A 19,303-nucleotide genomic window follows, 5' to 3' on the forward strand; every position below is an offset into this window, starting at 1 on the left:
GGCTCCACGGCCATCTTTCCTACAGCCAATTACCAATCAAAATAAAGGGAGCCCAATAATAGGGACTTTTAGAATATTCACCCGCTTGAATAATCTCCAGTTGAGCGGTACGGAGAGCTTCTGCTTTACTGAGATTGGGATCCAGGAGATGGTTATAAAAGCGAGTAATCAGTTCAGCTGTAGCCGCATCATTAACCGCCCATAGGGACGCGATCGCACTTCTCACCCCCGCCCGCACAGCCACACCGGCCAGTCCTAAAGTAGCCCGACCATCACCAATAGCGGTTTCACAGGCCGTCAACGTCAGCAGGTCAATGGGCTCGCTATCGATGGACGAAACACTACGAATCAGAGCATCCAGTTCACTAATGGTTAGAGCCTTATGGTTTCTCTCGTCAATCTTTTGCCCAGTGACAATAAAGTTGTCTTTGGGCTCGGCTCCAAAACTACCGTGGGTGGCAATGTGCAAAATCCGGTAACTTTTATCTTGTAATGCTTTACGCAGGTTAGTTTCTGAAAATTCTTTATTGCGCAATACTTTACTGCCAGGAAATTGAGCGTTAACTGTGGCCACTTCATCATCCACTTCACTAAGGGGCTGAAAGTATTGATCATTGACATAGGATTCTTCGCTCAATCCCAGAATAAGCGCATTGAGATTATTGCGGTTCAACATATTGGGATCTGTTAGCGTCAAACTTGGTGTGGTTGCGATCGCAAATTTCTCAATTAAAAACTGTTGCCCATCAAAGAGAGCGGCCATGGGAATACTGCGCAAAATACCATCGTTAATGAACACAAGCTCATTGACCTGTAGCTGATTTAGCATCGCTTCAAAGGGACGAACCAATTGGTCATACAGCTTTTGAGATGGAGCTTTATAGGCATTGGCGCGAGTGAATCGCCTGCTATCTTCTAGGGCAAACCGTAGTCCATTGATTTCCTCAACCAGGTCCTCTTGTTTGATGTTGATCCATTCGATCTGTTGTTGACCGTTGGGAAAGCTGGCAATAATCGCCGTGCGGTTAGGTAAAATTGCAGTGCTAATTACCGCCGTGGCCAACTTTTCACCCACCGTATCCACCCGTGTGGCATTGGGGACAATGACACAATCATTGGCAAAATAGTTTTGCAGTTCTGCTAGTTTGAGAGAATCTAAGGTGGCTAGAACACTATCCACACTCTTAGATTCCACATCTTTGGAGATGGGTACGGAGGTGGGTAACTCCTGAAGCTTGAGGGAGGCAAATTCTCGGTAAATGGGCTCTACGCGATCGCGAAAGTCAAACTGTAACTCCTGATTAGAATTGAGAATATCGCTGCGGATAGCATCGAGAATCTCCAGGGCTTGCGTGTAAGCTACTTTAGCGGCCTCTGAATTACCCTGGGCTTCAAGAATTCGACCCTGCTGCCAGGCCCACAGGTATAAACTATCTTGAGAAGACCGGTCCTGGTCTGCCACCAAACGTGCTTGCCGGGTGAATTTCAGAGCTTTTGTGTCGTCTCCACAACGTTCATATAGGTTGCCAAGCTGCCCCAGGGCAAAGGATTCAGCCCGAGCACTTTGGATGGTTCTAGAAATTGCGATCCCATTCTCCAACAGCTCAGTTTGCTGAGCAACAACCGTCGCACTAGGGCATTGCCGTGTTGACTGAGGCTCCAAATAACCCGCCAGGGTTAAGATGGCAAACACTTTTTCTTGGGAGTCTGGCAGATTGGCAATCAAACTGCGGGTCGTTTGTTGAGCCTGAGATACGTCGTTTGCCTGGTTGAGTGATTGGTAAAGGGGAATCAGATTAAGTAGCGATCGCACCTGGGCAGCGACGCCACTGGTGTTTTTGGCAGCATTGTAGCTCTGCCGCAAAAATTTAACCGCCTGCTGAGTTTGGGTATTGGACCGTGCGGTCAGTTCCCCAGCAGCCCGCAGGTCTCCTTGAGTATCAGCGGATTCGGCACGGCGACGGATTACCTGGGCTTGGGCGGCATAGGTATTTCCCAAACTGTTAAGCACCGCAGCCCTGGCATTGAAACGATCTGTGCCCACCACATCAATCACCGTGAGGCTTTGGTTAAGGGCAACAATCGCCTGTTCATAGTTACCAGTCAGGCGATAGGTTTCTCCAAGACTGCCCAGGGCAGCAGCTTCTCCCCCTGCATCGGTAAGTGCCTGGGAAATCTGGAGAGCACTCCCCTGGTTACAATCGGTAATGGTTTCTCCACATAATAGCGCTAGCGCCCGGCGATGCTGTCCCAGCTGATTATAGGCCTGGGCTTGCTCGGTTAGAGAACGGCCCAATGCTTGCAAATCTCCCAGTTGTTCGTAGCGCTCAATGGCCTGTTCCCAATAGGTGATCTCCTGGGAAAATTGTCCAATTTGGCGATGGGCACGGGCCAGGTTTTCTAGCAGAATACTCTGGTGTGTGAGATTATCAGGATCAACAGCATCTAAGGCTTGTTGCCAGGTTGCGATCGCTCGGCTATACTCCCCTGCCCTATAGTCATCGACACCACTTTGCACCAGTCCAGGAATATCAATCGCCTGGGCCACCCGCTGTGGCACCCATAAGCCATTGAACCAAATACACACCGTAAAGCTAACAATACAGAGTGCTACAAGGATTTTTCGCAGCTTCGGTTTACGTAAGTTGGGGAACATAGTACAGATTGGCAGAAGTCGCATCTAGATTTTATGGGAGAGTATCTGGATCCAATTCGCAGTGCTACATAATATGTTTAAAGCGGGTGGGTTTAAAGCGGAATAAGCAACGCCATAAAACTACCCCTCGCAATCTTTACTCAACACCAAACGACCATCAGACAATTGATAAACAGCCTGAGGTTCCGCAATGGGAGCACCCAACATCTGGCTTTCAGCCTCTGCTGAAGCTGCCATAGAACTATTCGATAGCGTCCGCACAGTATTTGTCTGAATAGTGGCAATGCCTCTATTGCCAGGCTGTAGCGGAATACCATCAGCACCCGTTACCACAAGACTGCCGCCGCTTTGCGCCACCTGAGCAATACAGCTAGTGGCCACCAAAGATTCAGTATCAATCAAGGTGTCAGGTAGTTCTGTCAGGCTATTTTCGATAAAGCTAACGTCGGGAAAAGTAATGACACCAGAAGAAAGCTGGCCACTAGCATTAACATCCACACGACCATTGAGATCCAGGTTATTAGGACCATCGCCAGATGATGACGGCACAAAGTTCTGGCCAAAGAAGATAGGCAAGGTAATATTTCCTCCCGCACCATCTTGAGCAAAGGCAAGAATATCACTGTCATCCAGAGCAATTAAAACTTCGGCAACAACAACAATGTTGCCACCATTACCAGCACCGCTAGCAACATTGGTGCGAATATCACCATCCCCCGTCATTAAAACTGTGCCAGCACCAATATTAATGCTGCCTCCAGCGGCTTCAGCAGCATCGGTACGAATATCACTGTCAGAAATTTCTAATGGCCCCACGATATCAATAATAATACCCCCAGCATCCCCTGGTCCTGAGGTTTGGGCACCAATAGTTGCACCATCCATGATCAACAATCTGCCAGCACCAATATCAATAAATCCACCAGCAGATTCAACCGCATCGGTACGAATATCGCTATTGGCAACGCTCAGGTCTCCAGAAATATCCACAGTAATGTCTCCAGCATCTCCCTGGTTTAGCGCCCGAGCACTGATGGCAGCTCGATCTCGCATTAAGATATTCAGGGTACGATCAGAGGCTTCCCTAAGAATTACACTACCAGCGTTACCCGATCCTTCAGTAACCGTAAAAATCCCACTTGGCGCTGGATTGTCAGAATTATTCAGCGCCAAACCATTAGCCCCTTCACGATTAATCGCATCCCTTATATTGTCAATATCACTTTCTCCGAAGAGACGTTCTGCATTATCAACCTGTTGACCAAAACTAGGATCTTCGCCTGCAATTAAAATCTGTTCTAAGCCAGTCACTTCAATACTTCCAGCCTCACCATCATCAAAGGTAGAGGCCACTAGCTGCCCACCATCCAGCAACTGCACCCGATTAGCCGTGATATCAATATCGCCACCGCGTAAGTCACTTTCGGTACTCGTATTAATAACTGCATTGCCCTGCACCCGCAGCAGATCAGCCGTGACAATAATATCTCCCCCAGCCCCTGTAGCTGTGGGCAAACTGCGGCTAAACAAGCCGCTGGAGGGAGTACGGGTTTCTCCTAAAATATACTGGTCGCTGATATTAACGGTATTCGCTGTAATATCAATGCGCCCCGCAGTATTTTCACCCTCTGTTGAAACCTCAATCTTGCCCTGTTGAGATAACGAAACGGTATCAGCGTTGATCTCGATGCTGCCCCCTATATCGTCAGGCGCAGCATCCGGATCTCGAAACCTACGAGTAAACGCGTTAATGGAGCTGCTGCCACTTACCTCTAACGCCTGATCGAGCGTGATAACAATGTTGCCAGCTTCACCCACGGTTGTATTACGCGCAGAAATAGCACTGTTATCTAGCACACGTAAGGATTCAGCACGAATCACAACATTGCCACCACGGCGGGGAAGTAAGGACCTGCCTTGAATCACGGTTTCAATCTTGCCACGCTGAGTCATCAGCATGGGGCCTGTAACCGTAATCAAAACAGAGCCAGCATCACCAGTCGCTCGACTGCTAGAGCTAGAAGAAATCCCACTAGATCCGGACCTACCAGGACCAATCATGGTCAGGCGACCCACATTAATGGTGACAACGCCACCATCCCCATTTCCATTGGTACTCGTAGAGATACGCGCTTGATCAGACGTAGATGTGCCTTCAGCCGTTCTCATCAGTAAAGAAGCTGCATTCACCGTCACACTACCCGATGGGTTCTCTCCTTCACGGGTACTGCTGCCGACTTTATTAATAGAGCTACCAATTCTTGACGTATCTACAATTAAGTCTCCTAGAGCTGTTAGCGTAATACTCCCCACATCAGCCGATTCGTCAGGAAGAGTGATCTCTGTCCCCTTTACCTCAGTATTAATTTCGGTCAACAAGAGTCGAATATCACCGTCAGAGTGGAGTCTAATATTGCCACGAACACCTTCGGTACCACTATCGATATTGCTGCGTATCGTTGATTCAGTTGCAACAATACTCTCTGTAGCATCCACAACAATATCTCCTACTTGGCGATCTACGGTACCACGATTGCCCCGGAGTCCAGCCTTGAGGGTACTATCCTGTAAAGTGATCCTATCTCCGTAGAGATTAATATCACCATCACCCCTACCTTCAACATTAATTTCAGCATCATCCAGGGTGATATCAGCCCGACTAATGTTATCAGGAACGTCCAATCTACCGTCAACAAAACTGACACGCCCAGGGGCATCAAGTGCCAGAACTTCGATAATACCGCCGCGAGTGCGAAGTTCTATATCTCCCCTGCCAAGCCTTTCAAGGGTAATGTCGCCACCCACCAGTTGAAGCTGCATTTCATTTTTAAGCTTCAGGTCAGATTGAACAGTGATCGGTTCGGGTAGTGCATTAAAGAGTAATGCTGATGGCCGTATAACGAGTAGATTGCCATCGGGAAGTGCATTACCGCCGTCTGCGGCGCTAAAGGTAAAGTCTCCAAATTCGATACCATCAGCAGTGGTGGCCACAAATGAGCCTTCAATATCTAACTCTGCGTCAGGGCCAATAAAAACTCCGTTGGGATTAAGGAGAAATAGGTTTGCATCACCATCATTACGAATCCGAATTTCGCCAAGAATTTCAGAGCGATTACTACCAGTAACTCGGGTAAAAATGGATTCAATATCATCTTCCACAGAGAACTGGATGCGTTCGTTCTCCGGAACATTAAATTCTTGAAAGCTATGGAACAGTAACGTATCGTTACGAACGGCCCCACCTTGAATGCGGTTTCGGTTGGCATTAAATTCTGAGCTATCAGATCCAAGACTAGGATCAGGAATAATCTGAGCCACTACAGTGTTTGGCAGTGCAATCTGACAAACGATATGCGTCACTAGGGTTGCGCTTATGAGGCCAGCACTCTTTTTCCAGCCCTGCCAGTTAGGAAACATGCACCACACTCCTCACCCAGGATATGTATGTCTATACAAGCAGCATACCAGTGACTTATTTGAAAGAATAGAGGCCTAATTTACACTATTAACAATTCCTATGTAGATAACTGGTGATTCGCACCATAAAAGCTCTAATTCCTAAGCTTTTTTACTATTTTCTAGAGTTTAAGATAGAACAGTAAATGCAAGTTATCTCTACAGCACAACCCCTATGGGCATTGTCTACTCAAGACAATGCGACCATCAGGCAATTGATAAAGACTCTGGGGTTCTGATATTGGATCGCCAAACTTCCAACCTGTATCTGTTTCAACTGCGGCAGTCTCACGAGGTAATGCGCGGACAGTGCCAGTAGGAATGTTGGCAACACTTGCATTGCTAGGATGCTGGGGAATACTATCAGCCCCTGTAATCGTCAGGCGACCACTACTTTGGGCAACTGGAGCAATACAGCTATTGGCAACCAGCGCAGTGGCATCAATGAGATTTTCTGGAAGTTCAGTAAGGCTATTTTCGATAAAGCTAATTTCGGGAAAAGTGATCGCACCTGAGGCTAACTGACCTGTGGCGTTAACATCGACATCGCCATTGAGATCCAGGGTATCAGGGTCGGTGCCTGGGGGAGCAGGTTCAAAATCTTCACCAAAGAAAGCAGGCAGTGTAATGTCGCCACCTGCCCCGTCTTCAGCAAAGGCAAGAATGTCACTGTCGTCTAAGGCGATCAAGGTATCTGCTGCGATAAAAATTGTGCCGCCACTGCCTGCACCGCTGGCAACATTGGTACGAATATCACCATCACCAGAGAGGAGAATATTACCTGCATCAATGGTGATGGTTCCTCCAGCAGATTCGGCGGAATCGGTACGGATGTCACCATTAGTGACAAGCAGGTCGTTGGGAATTATCAAGATGATGTTACCGGCTGTACCCTGGCTCAATGCACGGGCACTGACTTCTCCACCATTTTCAATATTCAATCTGGGGGTTGTAATTTGGAGTGTGCCACCGTCGCCGTCACCTTCGGCAACCGTCGTGATTGTGCTTTGAACAGGCTCAGTGCCCACGGTACCAGTGCCGGTTACAGTAACTGATTCAGAGGCGTTGACTGTTAATGTGCCACCTGGGCCTTGACCGCCCTTAGGGGGTGTACCCAGTGTGGAACCAGCACCAATACGGCCACCGCTCTGGACAATTAATTCTCTGATAGTTAACTCGATATTTGCACCTGTATCAGCTGTACCAATGTTGTCTGCTGAAATGTTGGCACCATTCTCAACAATTAACGTATCGGCTGTAAGATTTAGATCTCCCCCTGGCTGAGTCGCACCTAAGTCAGCTCCGACAAAAATACCACTTCTGCCAAGGTTTAAACTAGCTGTCTCGGCAGCACCATTTAGGCGAATAGTATCTGAAACGTTGATGGTTGCGATACCACCTTGACCATCACTACGGGCTGTAGTAGCAATTTGAGCACCGTCTAAGACAGTTAATTGATCAGCAGTTAGAGTAAGTTTACCTCCATCACCTGTCGCACCAGAGGATACTTGAGCAAATAACCCACTAGGAATATTACTCCCAGGTATGGTACCTATCAGTTCAATATCTGAAGCTTGGACAAACAAATCACCAGCAGTTCCTTGACCAGCTGTAGTCGTTGAAATCTGAGCACCATCTTGCACAGAAAGAGTTCTCGTTATCAAAGTCAATACTCCACCATCACCCGTTGCACCAGGATTCACTTGAGCGAATAAACCACTTTGACCGAAGGGGCCACTACCCGTCAAACTGACTGACTCTATTGCATTGACCTTTAAATCTACCCCTCGTCCTGGTCCAGAAGTATCAGTAGCTGCTTGAGCACCATTAGTAATGGATAATCGCTGAGTATCAATTGTCAATGAAGCTTCCTCATTCGAGAAAGGCCCAAACACAAGGTTTACAACTGCCGTAGGCCCAGATGGTGCAGTGCCATCCAGAGCAACAGACTCAGAGGCAGTTAAAACCACGCTGCCAGGAGGGCCTCCAAGAGTAGCATTAAAAACTTGGGTACCTTGATTCAAAGCAATGTTTTGACCTTGGATTTGTATATTGCCACCTGAAATTCCCGAAGAGTTAATCAGACTAGCAGTTGCATTAATATCTTGGAAATCTGCAACATTGTCATAATTGAACTCAAAGCCCTGGGTTAGAGGTGATATTTGAACAGTACTGTTACCATCCACACCACCCAACTCAACACGCCCACCCTCTGCAGTTATTGCACCCAATTCCAATGATACAGAGCCACCTAGCAACGCAACTGTTTCACCTGTTGGAACTCGTAAACCTACTGGGACTGTTCCAAGCAATACATTATCGATAACAAATGAACGGTTGATAATATCCCCTGGAACAGCCCCAAATCCTAGGCCAATAGGTGTCGTAACAGTTAATAAAGAAGGAGTCTGGGTTGGAATAGCACTAAATTGGGTGTCATCAGTAAAATTAATAATCTCTGCTGTTGTCGCTAAGAAAGAGCCCTGAATATTTAGAGAAGCATTTTGTTGAAAAACAATACCATTCGGATTAATCAATAACAGATTTGCGTCATTATTACTAATCGAACCATTAATATCTGATGCTAGACTTCCTGTAACTCGGCTAAAAATATTCTCAATGACTGCTGCCTCATTAAAAGTAGCTGCTCCCCCATTAGGTATTGAAAACTCAGAAAAACTATGAAAGAGATTGGTTCCTTGAGGAGTTCCACCAGTGATTGTGCAAGCAGGTAAACATCCTGGAATGTCAACAATGGTATTAATTGGCAATGTTGTATCTGGCACAACTTGCTGGGCAGTACTAGCTCCAGGAAAGGTTAAAGAACCTAAGCTCAAAAAATAGCCAAGAAACCACCATTGCCTATTCATAATGCATTCTAGAGAGTATGCTACCTTGCAATAAGATATATCAAAAATTAGGTCAGATCAACCCAAGTGGCTTATCTGACCCATGTTATTACCTAGACTATAGATTAGTCATCTACATGAACAAGATGAACATTTCTAAAGCATTTAGTACAGAACAAGCTTGAATTAAATCATTATGTTCAAGCTCGTAATTATCGTTTGATACAGTTGGTTTATCCCAGGAATTACTTTTTCTTCTTATTGATTGCTGCGGCTACACTAACCATACCAAATACGAATAGACCTGCTACTGTTCCAGGTTCAGGTACAGCAACGTTGTCAGTAGGACGGCTAGTATACTCTACATCAACTACTTCATCAGTAGTAGGAACAAATGAGTCTTCAGGTATAAGAGCACCTGTAGAGACACTTGGAATTTCATTAGTCAGTATGTATGTTAAATCATTGACAGCTAAATTAGAATCAATGCTACTAGCTGCAATATCAGCAGCCTCAAGTTTGAAGAAAGCTCCTTCGGCGTTTTCTACAGCATCTGTTGTGTCACTATCGGCAGCTCTAGCAGCATCAGCAGCAGCTTTGTCAAAAATATTGGTGCCATCAGGTAAGAGAAAGTAATATTCAATATCACCATTTTCCTTGAGGATTGCTTCCAGATTCAGTTCAGATTGCGGAGCAAAACGATAAACAATCGGCCCCATATTTGCATCTGGACTTGGGCCTTCTATAACAAAGTTTTCAATAGCTCCCTCAAATAGCCCTTTGGACAGATTAGTATCTGTATTGCTTACAGGGTCAATCGTAGTATCGATAATTGGGACCTGATTACCATTAGCAGCGCCATTGTCAGATTTAAGGTCAGATATCTCCAGGCTTACCAAAAAATCGTCTCCATTCATACTGGTGCCATTGCCAAAGCTTCCACCAAACAGAAAAGCATCTGCTGGTTGTACTGCAATCATCCCTATACCTACAGAAGATAGGGCAGTCAAAGCCATCAATTTTGCAAATTTCATTTGTTTTCTTCTAGCCAGTCAACATCACATTTACTAAAAACTGATTTGAGAACTTCCTTCAGTGTCTCAAACTGTCCCCGGCATTAGTAACTTAGATTTAAAGTTCGAAGCTATGCATCAAGCTTTGAACTTTAAAAATCGCAACCACACTAAAACTCAGTTGCTGACCAAGTTACTTTCATCTATGTACAAAATACTAGATACCACATCCCAGATTGATGTTTCCTTAGTAAAGGACATTTCATTAGTGTAAGAAACAAGTAAACTTTGTGTACCCGATGCTTACTAGCATCTGGAGTAAGAAAGACTAACAGGCAGCAAGCAAACAATAGCCTCAAATAACTTTATTTAAAGCTATTTTTTACACTATTACGACCTATTTTTCACTAAATCACCTCAAAATTGAGATTTTTCCTCAAAAAATCACCTACTTTTCACTGATTCCAGAAGACTTTCAGCAACATTGATGACTCCCACGTAGTATGAAAATTCTAGAAACATTCAGTTTGAAAATTAAAGAGAAAATAAACTTCATTTTCTTGCAATGAATTATCTGAATTTCCATCAAAACGCTGACTGGCTGAATCTGGGGGATCGCTTCATGAGAAATGCTACTGCCAACTCAACTGTTAAAGTCATAGGCTCTTGAACCTATCAATTTCATTCACTTTTGCACCTATATTGGTTTCTCTGTTAGCAAATCCGATGCGCAAAGGTGCATGTCTTATCATTACTGTACTTTCAGAAAACAACAGAAAACTGACGCCTGAACAAGCCTTGTAAGCCAGTTCTCTCTAGTTTAAGCTTGATTTTTAAAGAGCTTGAACCTCTAAAGATAGTCGGGTTGAAAGCTGAAGAGAAAATAAAATCCACTTTCTTGTAGAGAATCATTTGAATTGTCATCATTCACTAACGGAATCCCATAATCTAACCGGACAAACAACTCTGGTGAAATCTGCCATCGCAGACCCAAGCCTGTCCCCAGTAAAAATGACGGGTCCGGGTCTGCTGTCCGATTATTCCATCCTGTACCCGCTTCAATAAACGGAGTCAGTTGTAAAACATTGGGAGAACCCGAAATCGGCACCCGCAACTCCAGCGATCCCGTCAGAGCATTATCAGCTACTACCTTATTTTGCGTATAGCCCCGCACCGTACCAATGCCGCCCACACTAAATCGCTCAATCGGTAACAACGAATCTGGCGTTAGCTGACCGTTTACCCTACCTAACATCAGCAACCGAGGCGATAGCTGCTCCACCCACTGAAACTGACCCTGCCATGCAAAAAAGCGACCATCAGTGCCGCTATCGTTCACTGTGGCATCAAATAAATCTAGACCTAGACTAAACTGTGACCTGGCCGCCAATACCCGTTTATCATCCCGTTTCACCCAGTCCTGATAAAACCGTAGTACACTCACCTGTGATTTGCCATCTTCTGGCCCAATTGAAAATGAAAAGGGAATATCATCCAAAATAAAGCTTCGACTTCGCCGCCAGTCAAAATCTAACCCCAGGGCAAACTCTTCTTCTGGGCTTTGCCATAGGGGCTGACGTACACCTAAAGATACCGTTCTTGCATCGCTGCGAATGTCGATATCATCAAAGGGATCTTCAACAATGCGGCTATCGCTATTGCTAAATCGAGCCCTGACGGTACCGTTACTGGCATTAATCGGCACCTCATAGCTCACATCGTACAGGTCTAATCCTTCACTAAGGCTAAAGGAGCCTGAAAGTCGGTCGCCAAGACCCAAAATATTGGTGTAGTTGGCAGCGATTGTGCCCTGCTCTGAACCGATGCTGGGGGCACGATAGTTGTCGGCGGTAAAGGAAATTGTAAAGGGATCAGCTTCTTGTATATCTAAAATCAATAGGCTGAGGCCAGGTGAACTGCCTGAGGTAAGCTCAGCATTAACCTGATCGAGGAGAGGGTCTAGCTGTAACAGCTGAAGACCGGCTTCTAACTCGGATTGGTTGATCGGGGTTTCAGTAGCACGGGCAATACGATCGCGAACATACCCTTGCCGCAGCCGGGTTAAACCATTGACCTGAATATCTTCAATTTGCCCCTCAATCATTTGAATTGTGACGCTACCATCGCTGAGGTCTTGATTATTGGGTAAAAATGCTCCTGAGGTGATGTAGCCAGCCTGCACATAAACTTGAGTAATGCGCGATCGCAATGTCAATAAATCTGTCAGAGTTAGTTGTTGATTGATATAACAATCTATCTGAGCGGCAATCTGGTCAGACAGTATCGTACTACCCAACACTTCGATATCGCTCACCAAAAATGCAGGTTCTTCCGTCGGAGTCAGAGGCGGACACACCGTTAAATCTGTACTATCAAACGGTTCCGTCGGAGCTAAATCTAACGGCACTTCGGAGGGCAGCGGTTCGGGCTCTAATGGCTCAGGCGGCGGCACCGTTGGCTCAACTGGGGAGGGCAAATCGCCAGAAGGAGGAAGCGACTGTGCCATCGCCGCTGTAGTACAACCCACTAATGCTAAACACGTCGTTATTGGCAAAATAAAACGTGCTAATGCATGCTGCAGCCAGTGCACTGGAGAGGCAGAGGTCATAGGGGGCACACAGATTTCTTGTATTCAAAGAATACATAGTTTTAGGCCTATACACTAGAGTAAGCCAGCATTGGTTGATAAAGCTTTATATCCGTCCCAGCACTTGGCATCGCTGGTTATTGCGCAGTACTACTAAGCTGGAGGAAACGATGCGACCGACTTCGCACGTCACAATTGGGCAAAATCGATAGTTTTGGAACTGGGGATTTGCTGTCAGAATGTTAGAGTTTTCTAGGAAAATCGCTTTGGGTGCTAAAAACTAACGGAGAATCTGTAGCATGTTGGTGAGCACTCTAGATAGCAAACACTGCCTCAATTTCGATCGATACCTCCGGTGAAAACAAACTCTTCACCTGTACCAAAGAACTAGCAGGTAAATGCTCGCCATAATGACGAAACAACACCTGTCGTAATCCATCAATCCCTTCTAGCTCAGTCACAAAAATTGTCACTTTCAACAACGATGCCAAACTCGTATTCTCAACTTCGGCCAACTTTCCCAACTGAGAGAAAATAAACTCCGCCTGCTGATCAATGGACTGTCCCTGAGCGGGTGAGCCAAATGCCGTTGTCCCAGACACATAAAGTGTCCCATTATGCTTTACCGCATGGGAATAAGGTCCTACAACCGGACCTAAATGGTCATAGTTTTTCCGTTCAATTGCCATCTAACTTATCCCAAAATCAGTTTTAATCAAATCGCAAACCACATACGAGCCCTGCGTGCAGGTACTTCAAATGTAAATGAAGACTCCGTAATCTCAATCGGCGGGTCCTCTGTCAGACTATCTTGATAAGGATGAAACCACTTAAACTTAAACTGCGTATCTACGGTAATCTTTCGAGGCTCTTCACATTTGTTGATAGCAACAATACCTTCTTCCTCGCGTCGCCATAGGAGGGTGCAGTCATCGGCGTGTAGTACCTCCATGCTGATGCCTTGCATACGATTGTGGAACGTGATCATGCGGACCATGCGATCGCGATTCCAAACCCCTTGCCAACGACCCCCATCCGTCTGCCCAAATGGGGGAGCAGCCGTCGTCCCATCATCAAACACCATGGGCGTTCCACCATCCCGTCCCATAATGTAGGCGTAGGCCAGATCTTCATCTACAGGGTCTAATATCAAATAACGAAACGGATCGTTATAGGGAATATCGTGGGTGGTCACCACAGTCACAGCTCGGCTATTTTCTAGAGCATTACCGGTATCATAGGGCTGTGCAATCTCCGATAGGGGCCTGCCAACGCTAAAGGCTTGTTTGATCGCATTCAACAACGGAAAATCATAGGCTGCAAAGCTAGCCGGTAATTCTCTCAAATAGGGCTCCAGAAACAAATTATATTCATGGTCTCCCACCCCCCCTGTGGTAATGATCTCTGCAAAAATTTGAGTATTATTGGCAATCTCATCGGGGATAAAATATCGAATCGCTGCGTTGGGCATATGTTTGGCAGCATCTACCCGAAACCCACGTACACCCAGATCATAAAGTGTTTGAACATAGTGTTTCCGTTGCTCCAACACCCAGTTATCTCCCGATACGGTATCTCTTAAATCGGGTAAACCGGGATCATCTCCTGCACCACAAATACGTCCCTTAACGACCTCATCGCGGTTGCCATAGTTGCGAATGCATTTGGGCGCATGAAAATCTTGGGAGTTAAACAAACCACCGTCTAAGTCGCCGTATAGTCGCTGTCTTTCCCAATAGTCAGGATCTTCAGCGTACTCATCTAATACATCCATCCCAGGAAAGGTGGTCGACCCATTGCGCTCATTCGCCATATGATTCACCACCACATCGGCGTAGGTGAGCACCCCCACTTTCGATAAGGCATTAATCATGGCAACAAAACTCTCTTTATCCCCATCACAGTTACTGATCACCCTAAAATCTTGGGGTTGATAGCGCTGATACCATCGACATTCCTGTGTGATCGGTGATTTGAGAGGGGGCGTGACCAATACAGCCCCATAGCCTGCAGCTGCGATCGCTGGGGCTCGTTCCGTCACAGTAGCATAGCTCCAATCAAACGCATGCAGGATGACATTAGCCTGGGCTGGCTGGTTGGCCGATAACAAGACGGTTACTGCCACCGTGACGGCAGTCAGACAAAAGGTAGCCAATTTTCGAAACATGGCGACATGAGTTAGCAACGATAATCAGAACAATGCTATAGCACCGCTACTTTTACGTTTGACATGGTGAATAAACTCTTCAAATTCAAGGGTTTCTACCAGGTTCCCGAGTAGCGGATGGTACATTATCTAGGACCGCGCATCCTTTCTGAGGATGGGCAAGTTTATTTACGTCCTTGTGGTTCTGGAATGGCTGGATAACCAAGGTCGTTTTTCAGGGTGGCTGATGAGTTTATGCATTAATCCCGATTGTCCCCGGCCTGATCACCCAGGCAATAGTGAGGTAAATAGCTGTCAAGCTTGTGGGACAACCCTCCTTTTACAAGGGCGCTATCGTGTCATGCGCTTGCTGAGCAGCCAAACCGGCTTTGGCATGGTCTACGAAGCCTACGAGCGGGACCTGCCTAAAATTCTAAAAATACTGCGGCTTGAGCATAGCCAAACCCCGAAAATTGTGTCCATGTTTCAGCAGGAGGCCGCTACACTGATCCAGCTGAAACATCCGGGTGTGCCTTTTATGACTGAGGATGGCTACTTCACACTGACACCCACCACCATGACTGAACCGCTGCACTGCATCGTCATGGAAAAGATTGACGGTATCAACCTGACCCAGTGGATGATACAGCAGGGGAATCATCCCATCCGTGAACAGCAGGCGCTACAGTGGCTGACCCAGCTAGTGGAAATTCTGGAGCAGATTCACCAGAAAAATTACTTCCACCGAGACATCAAGCCTGACAATGTCATGATTCGTACAAGCGGTCAGCTGGCCTTGGTGGATTTTGGGGCCGCTCGGGAAATGACCCAAACTTACTTAAATCAGGTGAGCAAAGGTGGCCTCGTCACAGCCATTAGCTCGGCTGGGTATACGCCGCCCGAACAGGAACAGGGTCAGGCGGTACCCCAGTCTGACTTTTATGCTTTGGGTCGCACCCTGATTTATTTATTAACCGCCAAAGTACCGACAGATTCGGCCCTTTACGATCCCTTACACAATCGGTTTGAGTGGCGCTCCTATGCATCCCAAATCTCAGCTGGGTTAGCGGATTTACTCGATAGCATGATTGCTCCACGGGTGGTGGATCGCCCGACCACGGCCCAAGATATTCTGAGGCGGCTAGAGCCGTTGACTGATCGGGGGGCTGCTCCACCAAACTCAGGCCCACCAGTGCTACCCGCCACCACGCTGCCTAACGGTGCACGTCCCCCTAAAGAGGCGACAGCCTTGCAAATGGGCATTACCACGCCATCGTGGCAAACACTGCCGCAGACGATGCTGCCAGTGGAGCAAAAACGTCGATGGCCTTGGATCATTGTCGCTTTAATGGGGTTACTAGCAGTCGGTGGCAGTGCGATCGCACTCCGCCATTACCTAAAACCTGAACCCATCCCAGTCCAGCTACCAGACCCTACACAGCTTCAGGTACAACTCCAGCGCACCCTATCCGCCCACACCGGTACCATCAACGACTTGCTCATGTTTGCCGATGGTCTACGGATGGTCAGTGCCAGTGCCGATAAGACTATCCGTCTGTGGGATTTAACCTCTGGACAAGTGCTGCAAACTTTCGGCGATCAAACGGGCTTCGTCAATACGGTACTGCTCAGCCCCGATGAAACTCAGCTTTATAGCGGTAATGCCGATGGCGCACTCCAGGTATGGACCATTGCCAGTGGCAACCCCCTTTGGCAAGAATCTGACGCCCACAGTGGTCCCATCAATATCATTGCCCGTACGCCCGATGGTCAGCTGCTGATCAGCGGTGGGGCCGATGGCATGATTCACCTTTGGCAGGCCAGCACGGGAAACTTGGTGCAATCGCTAACCACTGAGCAGGGCACCATCAATAGTCTTGTGGTGACATCGGACGGTCAATACATCATTAGCGGTGGTAGCGATCGCACCATTAAGCTTTGGCGCATTTCTACCAGTGAACTGGAGCGCACCCTGGAAGGGCATGAGAGTTTTATTAACGCCCTGGCCATTAGTCCCGATGGTCGATTTTTATTTAGTGCCAGTGCCGATGGCACCATCCGGCAATGGCAGATCAAAACTGGTGAACCCTTGCACATTTTGTCAGGCCACACCAGCTTTATTAACGATATGGTCTTTAGCCGAGATGGTCGAACTCTAAGTACGGGGAGCGCAGACAAAACCGTACGCATCTGGAATGTAGAGACTGGTGCAGCAGAACAGGTCTTAACTGGATTTAACATGCTGATCGATCATTTGGTGGTGTTGTCGTCCGACCAAATTATTACAGCTAGTCGAACAACCCCCGCTATCAAAGTTTGGCTCAGGAATAAATAGACCCCCGCTTCTTTGGGGCTAACCTCTGGGGTGCGCGATTCGGGCCATATGCAACGTCGAAGTGCCCATGATTTTGCACATTTATTCTGATAGTAGAAACAGCGTTGCGATGTCCCAAAGCATGCCGGTAAACTGACGCTGTGTTGGTGTAGTTATCTGTTTAGGTATAATTTTCTCAAAAGCGGAACGTTTGACAAAATCCCAAATGGGAGAATTAATGTGGTCTAGACAATAGTCTCTTAAGTAAATCCTTTTGTTTTCTATCAGTTGAGCTGTTTCTGAATCTGCCCTGTGTATTGTTTTATTTCGGGGGCGTATCTTTCTCACTAATCTGTAGTCTAGAGAATTTCTAATGATTTCATACCAACAATTTACAGTTGATTGTTGAATCTTCCATGTAGTCTCAAAAGGGATGTTACATAATTCGGGTGAGAGACTCAGGATTCGATAATGTAGGGGTTCTGTATATCGCTGTTTTGCCGGAATTGAGTAAGCGGCTTTTATAAAAGGCCGAGTACAGAGGGGAGCAAAGGAGATATGACCTGGGTGCAACGAGCAATTACTGCCAGCCCAGCGTCTAACGCGTTCATATGTATACAAAACGCAGGGGATATCGACTAATTTAAAGCCTTCTTCTAGTGATGTTTCGATAAAACACTTTAAATATTTAGCAGCAGTTTGTACTATTTCATCCTGTAGCAAATCGTGTCGCCGCCAAGTAAGCTTGGCATCGTTTAGATACCTGTAAACATAGTCAAAATTCTTTTGATGAAGGAAAAATTTTGCATTACTGTAATACGCTCTAGCAATCTCGCCACCGCCACCATTTAAGACAACTCCTAGCTGATTGTCCACTGCCTGGTCATTGGGGCGAAATTGTCTGATGGAAATTAAGCCATCTCTCTTGGTAATCCACCTTTGAGCACTTTCGAGCCAACTTTGAAGATTTTGCTCCTTTTTTTCCTGTATTACAGTCCATTTCAATTTGAACTGTTTAGCAATTTTGCTAGCGATTTCTACATCAATTGCCTCTGACGTAACTAGAGAAAAGAATTCTGCATCTATATTATTTTTAATAAGCAAAGAAGCCAGGAGTCGAGAATCACGACCTGCGGTTAAAGGGCAGTATACAGAAGCGCCAAAAGAATACGTTAGCGCTTTCATCATTTGCTCTAGATCGTGGGTAAGGCTTTGTATTTGTTGCTGTGATGTTAGGTGTGTTTGAGGTAGTTGGGAAAGCCGAGCACGCTGAAAATATTTGTGTTTTTGGGGTTCTATGTGACCTTTTTGCCATTGCCAATGTTGACCAGGAGGCAATACTTGAATGCCTTCTCTCAACGTGCGGTCACTAGACGCCCAGCCCCAGGTTAAATAAAGGCTGATCCCTAGCGAATCAAATTTACTGACTTGACCGATACGTTTTAGCAAGTAAACACTATTACTAATAAACCACTGATTTCCCTGTTTCAAGTAATAGACCTGATACATCCCTAAGGGATCATTGATAATCTCTAATGAACTTTCTAGGTTTTTGTGAATACGGGCAATGACAAACTGTCCTTCCAAAATATCTTTCAAGCTATGCCAGTGTTGGTTAAGCTCCTCAAGGTTGTAGACATTAAAATCACCCCTTGGATTGATCATACATCCGTCAAATAAAAGAATTTCCTGCTCAGTCTCCTTGACATAAACTTTTGGTTCAATCAGATGTCTAGATGTATGAATATTGGCTGTAAAAAGATAGTTATTCTGCTTAAATGACCAAAGGGTATTCGGATCAAGTTCAGGGAAAAATTCTTTTAGCTGTAGTAGCTCTGACAGTATTTTTGGTATTTGGTAATCTTGACAGTTTAATCCGATTAAGAAAATATTCATTGATGGTGTCTGGATTAATAAGTTGGGTTTAAAAAATCAATAGATAGAGTCTTTAAGAGGATATTGAGTGCTATGGAATTAACATCATTTACTGTTTGTTTGATGAACTAGCTAAAAAAGAGAAAAACTTAGCTTATGCGAGCAAAATTAGCTCTAAACGGGCACCAACTTAGGCCCAAAAACCTTGATTAGCCTAAGAAGGCGAAAAAGCTTGAATTCAGATTCCTTTCCTGAGGAAGATGTTCTGCTTAAGTGGTATCCGTTAAATGATTCTATGCTTGCATATTGCGAGTAAGGCTCAACTGGTTACTGATGAAAATTAGATGATTTATTGATAATTCCTAATATATAGTTATCTTTTGTTTAGACAGGATAAGCGGGTGAAC

The 19,303-nt window shown here is 46.0% G+C and carries 9 protein-coding genes; 1 reads left to right on the forward strand and 8 read right to left on the reverse strand.

Going from position 1 to position 19,303, the window contains the following annotated elements:
• Nucleotides 1-19: 19 nt before the first annotated feature.
• From QGP82_RS34570 to QGP82_RS34600, 7 genes are all read right to left on the reverse strand, one after another.
• Nucleotides 20-2,656, reverse strand: coding sequence for a CHAT domain-containing protein (locus QGP82_RS34570; protein WP_499062316.1), 2,637 nt, complete (start codon nt 2,654-2,656; stop codon nt 20-22).
• Between the two features lie 120 nt (nt 2,657-2,776).
• Complete coding sequence (locus QGP82_RS34575; protein ID WP_499062317.1) at nt 2,777-6,073, reverse strand: two-partner secretion domain-containing protein; 3,297 nt, start codon at nt 6,071-6,073, stop codon at nt 2,777-2,779.
• Nucleotides 6,074-6,285: 212 nt separating this feature from the next.
• Nucleotides 6,286-8,982, reverse strand: a complete 2,697-nt coding sequence (locus tag QGP82_RS34580) for a two-partner secretion domain-containing protein (protein ID WP_499062318.1) — start codon at nt 8,980-8,982, stop codon at nt 6,286-6,288.
• Between the two features lie 224 nt (nt 8,983-9,206).
• A complete protein-coding gene (locus QGP82_RS34585; RefSeq protein WP_499062319.1) occupies nt 9,207-9,995 on the reverse strand; it encodes a PEP-CTERM sorting domain-containing protein in 789 nt (262 codons plus the stop codon).
• Between the two features lie 829 nt (nt 9,996-10,824).
• Complete coding sequence (locus tag QGP82_RS34590) at nt 10,825-12,582, reverse strand: ShlB/FhaC/HecB family hemolysin secretion/activation protein (RefSeq protein ID WP_499062320.1); 1,758 nt, start codon at nt 12,580-12,582, stop codon at nt 10,825-10,827.
• A gap of 293 nt (nt 12,583-12,875) precedes the next feature.
• A complete protein-coding gene (locus QGP82_RS34595) occupies nt 12,876-13,250 on the reverse strand; it encodes a RidA family protein (RefSeq protein WP_499062321.1) in 375 nt (124 codons plus the stop codon).
• Between the two features lie 26 nt (nt 13,251-13,276).
• Nucleotides 13,277-14,728, reverse strand: coding sequence for an alpha-amylase family protein (locus QGP82_RS34600; RefSeq protein ID WP_163699240.1), 1,452 nt, complete (start codon nt 14,726-14,728; stop codon nt 13,277-13,279).
• 154 nt (nt 14,729-14,882) lie between these two features.
• Between QGP82_RS34600 and QGP82_RS34605 the strand changes: the two genes are divergently transcribed.
• A complete protein-coding gene (locus QGP82_RS34605) occupies nt 14,883-17,042 on the forward strand; it encodes a protein kinase domain-containing protein (protein ID WP_499062322.1) in 2,160 nt (719 codons plus the stop codon).
• A gap of 81 nt (nt 17,043-17,123) precedes the next feature.
• Here the strand turns inward: QGP82_RS34605 and QGP82_RS34610 are convergent, their stop codons facing one another.
• A complete protein-coding gene (locus tag QGP82_RS34610; protein ID WP_163664879.1) occupies nt 17,124-18,917 on the reverse strand; it encodes an asparagine synthetase B family protein in 1,794 nt (597 codons plus the stop codon).
• Nucleotides 18,918-19,303 lie beyond the last annotated feature (386 nt).

The organism is Leptothoe sp. LEGE 181152 (assembly GCF_032906605.1).
In the GTDB taxonomy this organism is placed as follows: domain Bacteria; phylum Cyanobacteriota; class Cyanobacteriia; order Phormidesmidales; family Phormidesmidaceae; genus Leptothoe; species Leptothoe turfae.

Coding starts and splice junctions, on each gene's coding strand:
- QGP82_RS34570 (WP_499062316.1), bottom strand. CDS start 2,656: ATGTTCCCCAACTTACGTAAACCGAAGCTGCGAAAAATCCTTGTAGCA.
- QGP82_RS34575 (WP_499062317.1), bottom strand. CDS start 6,073: ATGTTTCCTAACTGGCAGGGCTGGAAAAAGAGTGCTGGCCTCATAAGC.
- QGP82_RS34580 (WP_499062318.1), bottom strand. CDS start 8,982: ATGAATAGGCAATGGTGGTTTCTTGGCTATTTTTTGAGCTTAGGTTCT.
- QGP82_RS34585 (WP_499062319.1), bottom strand. CDS start 9,995: ATGAAATTTGCAAAATTGATGGCTTTGACTGCCCTATCTTCTGTAGGT.
- QGP82_RS34590 (WP_499062320.1), bottom strand. CDS start 12,582: ATGACCTCTGCCTCTCCAGTGCACTGGCTGCAGCATGCATTAGCACGT.
- QGP82_RS34595 (WP_499062321.1), bottom strand. CDS start 13,250: ATGGCAATTGAACGGAAAAACTATGACCATTTAGGTCCGGTTGTAGGA.
- QGP82_RS34600 (WP_163699240.1), bottom strand. CDS start 14,728: ATGTTTCGAAAATTGGCTACCTTTTGTCTGACTGCCGTCACGGTGGCA.
- QGP82_RS34605 (WP_499062322.1), top strand. CDS start 14,883: ATGGGCAAGTTTATTTACGTCCTTGTGGTTCTGGAATGGCTGGATAAC.
- QGP82_RS34610 (WP_163664879.1), bottom strand. CDS start 18,917: ATGAATATTTTCTTAATCGGATTAAACTGTCAAGATTACCAAATACCA.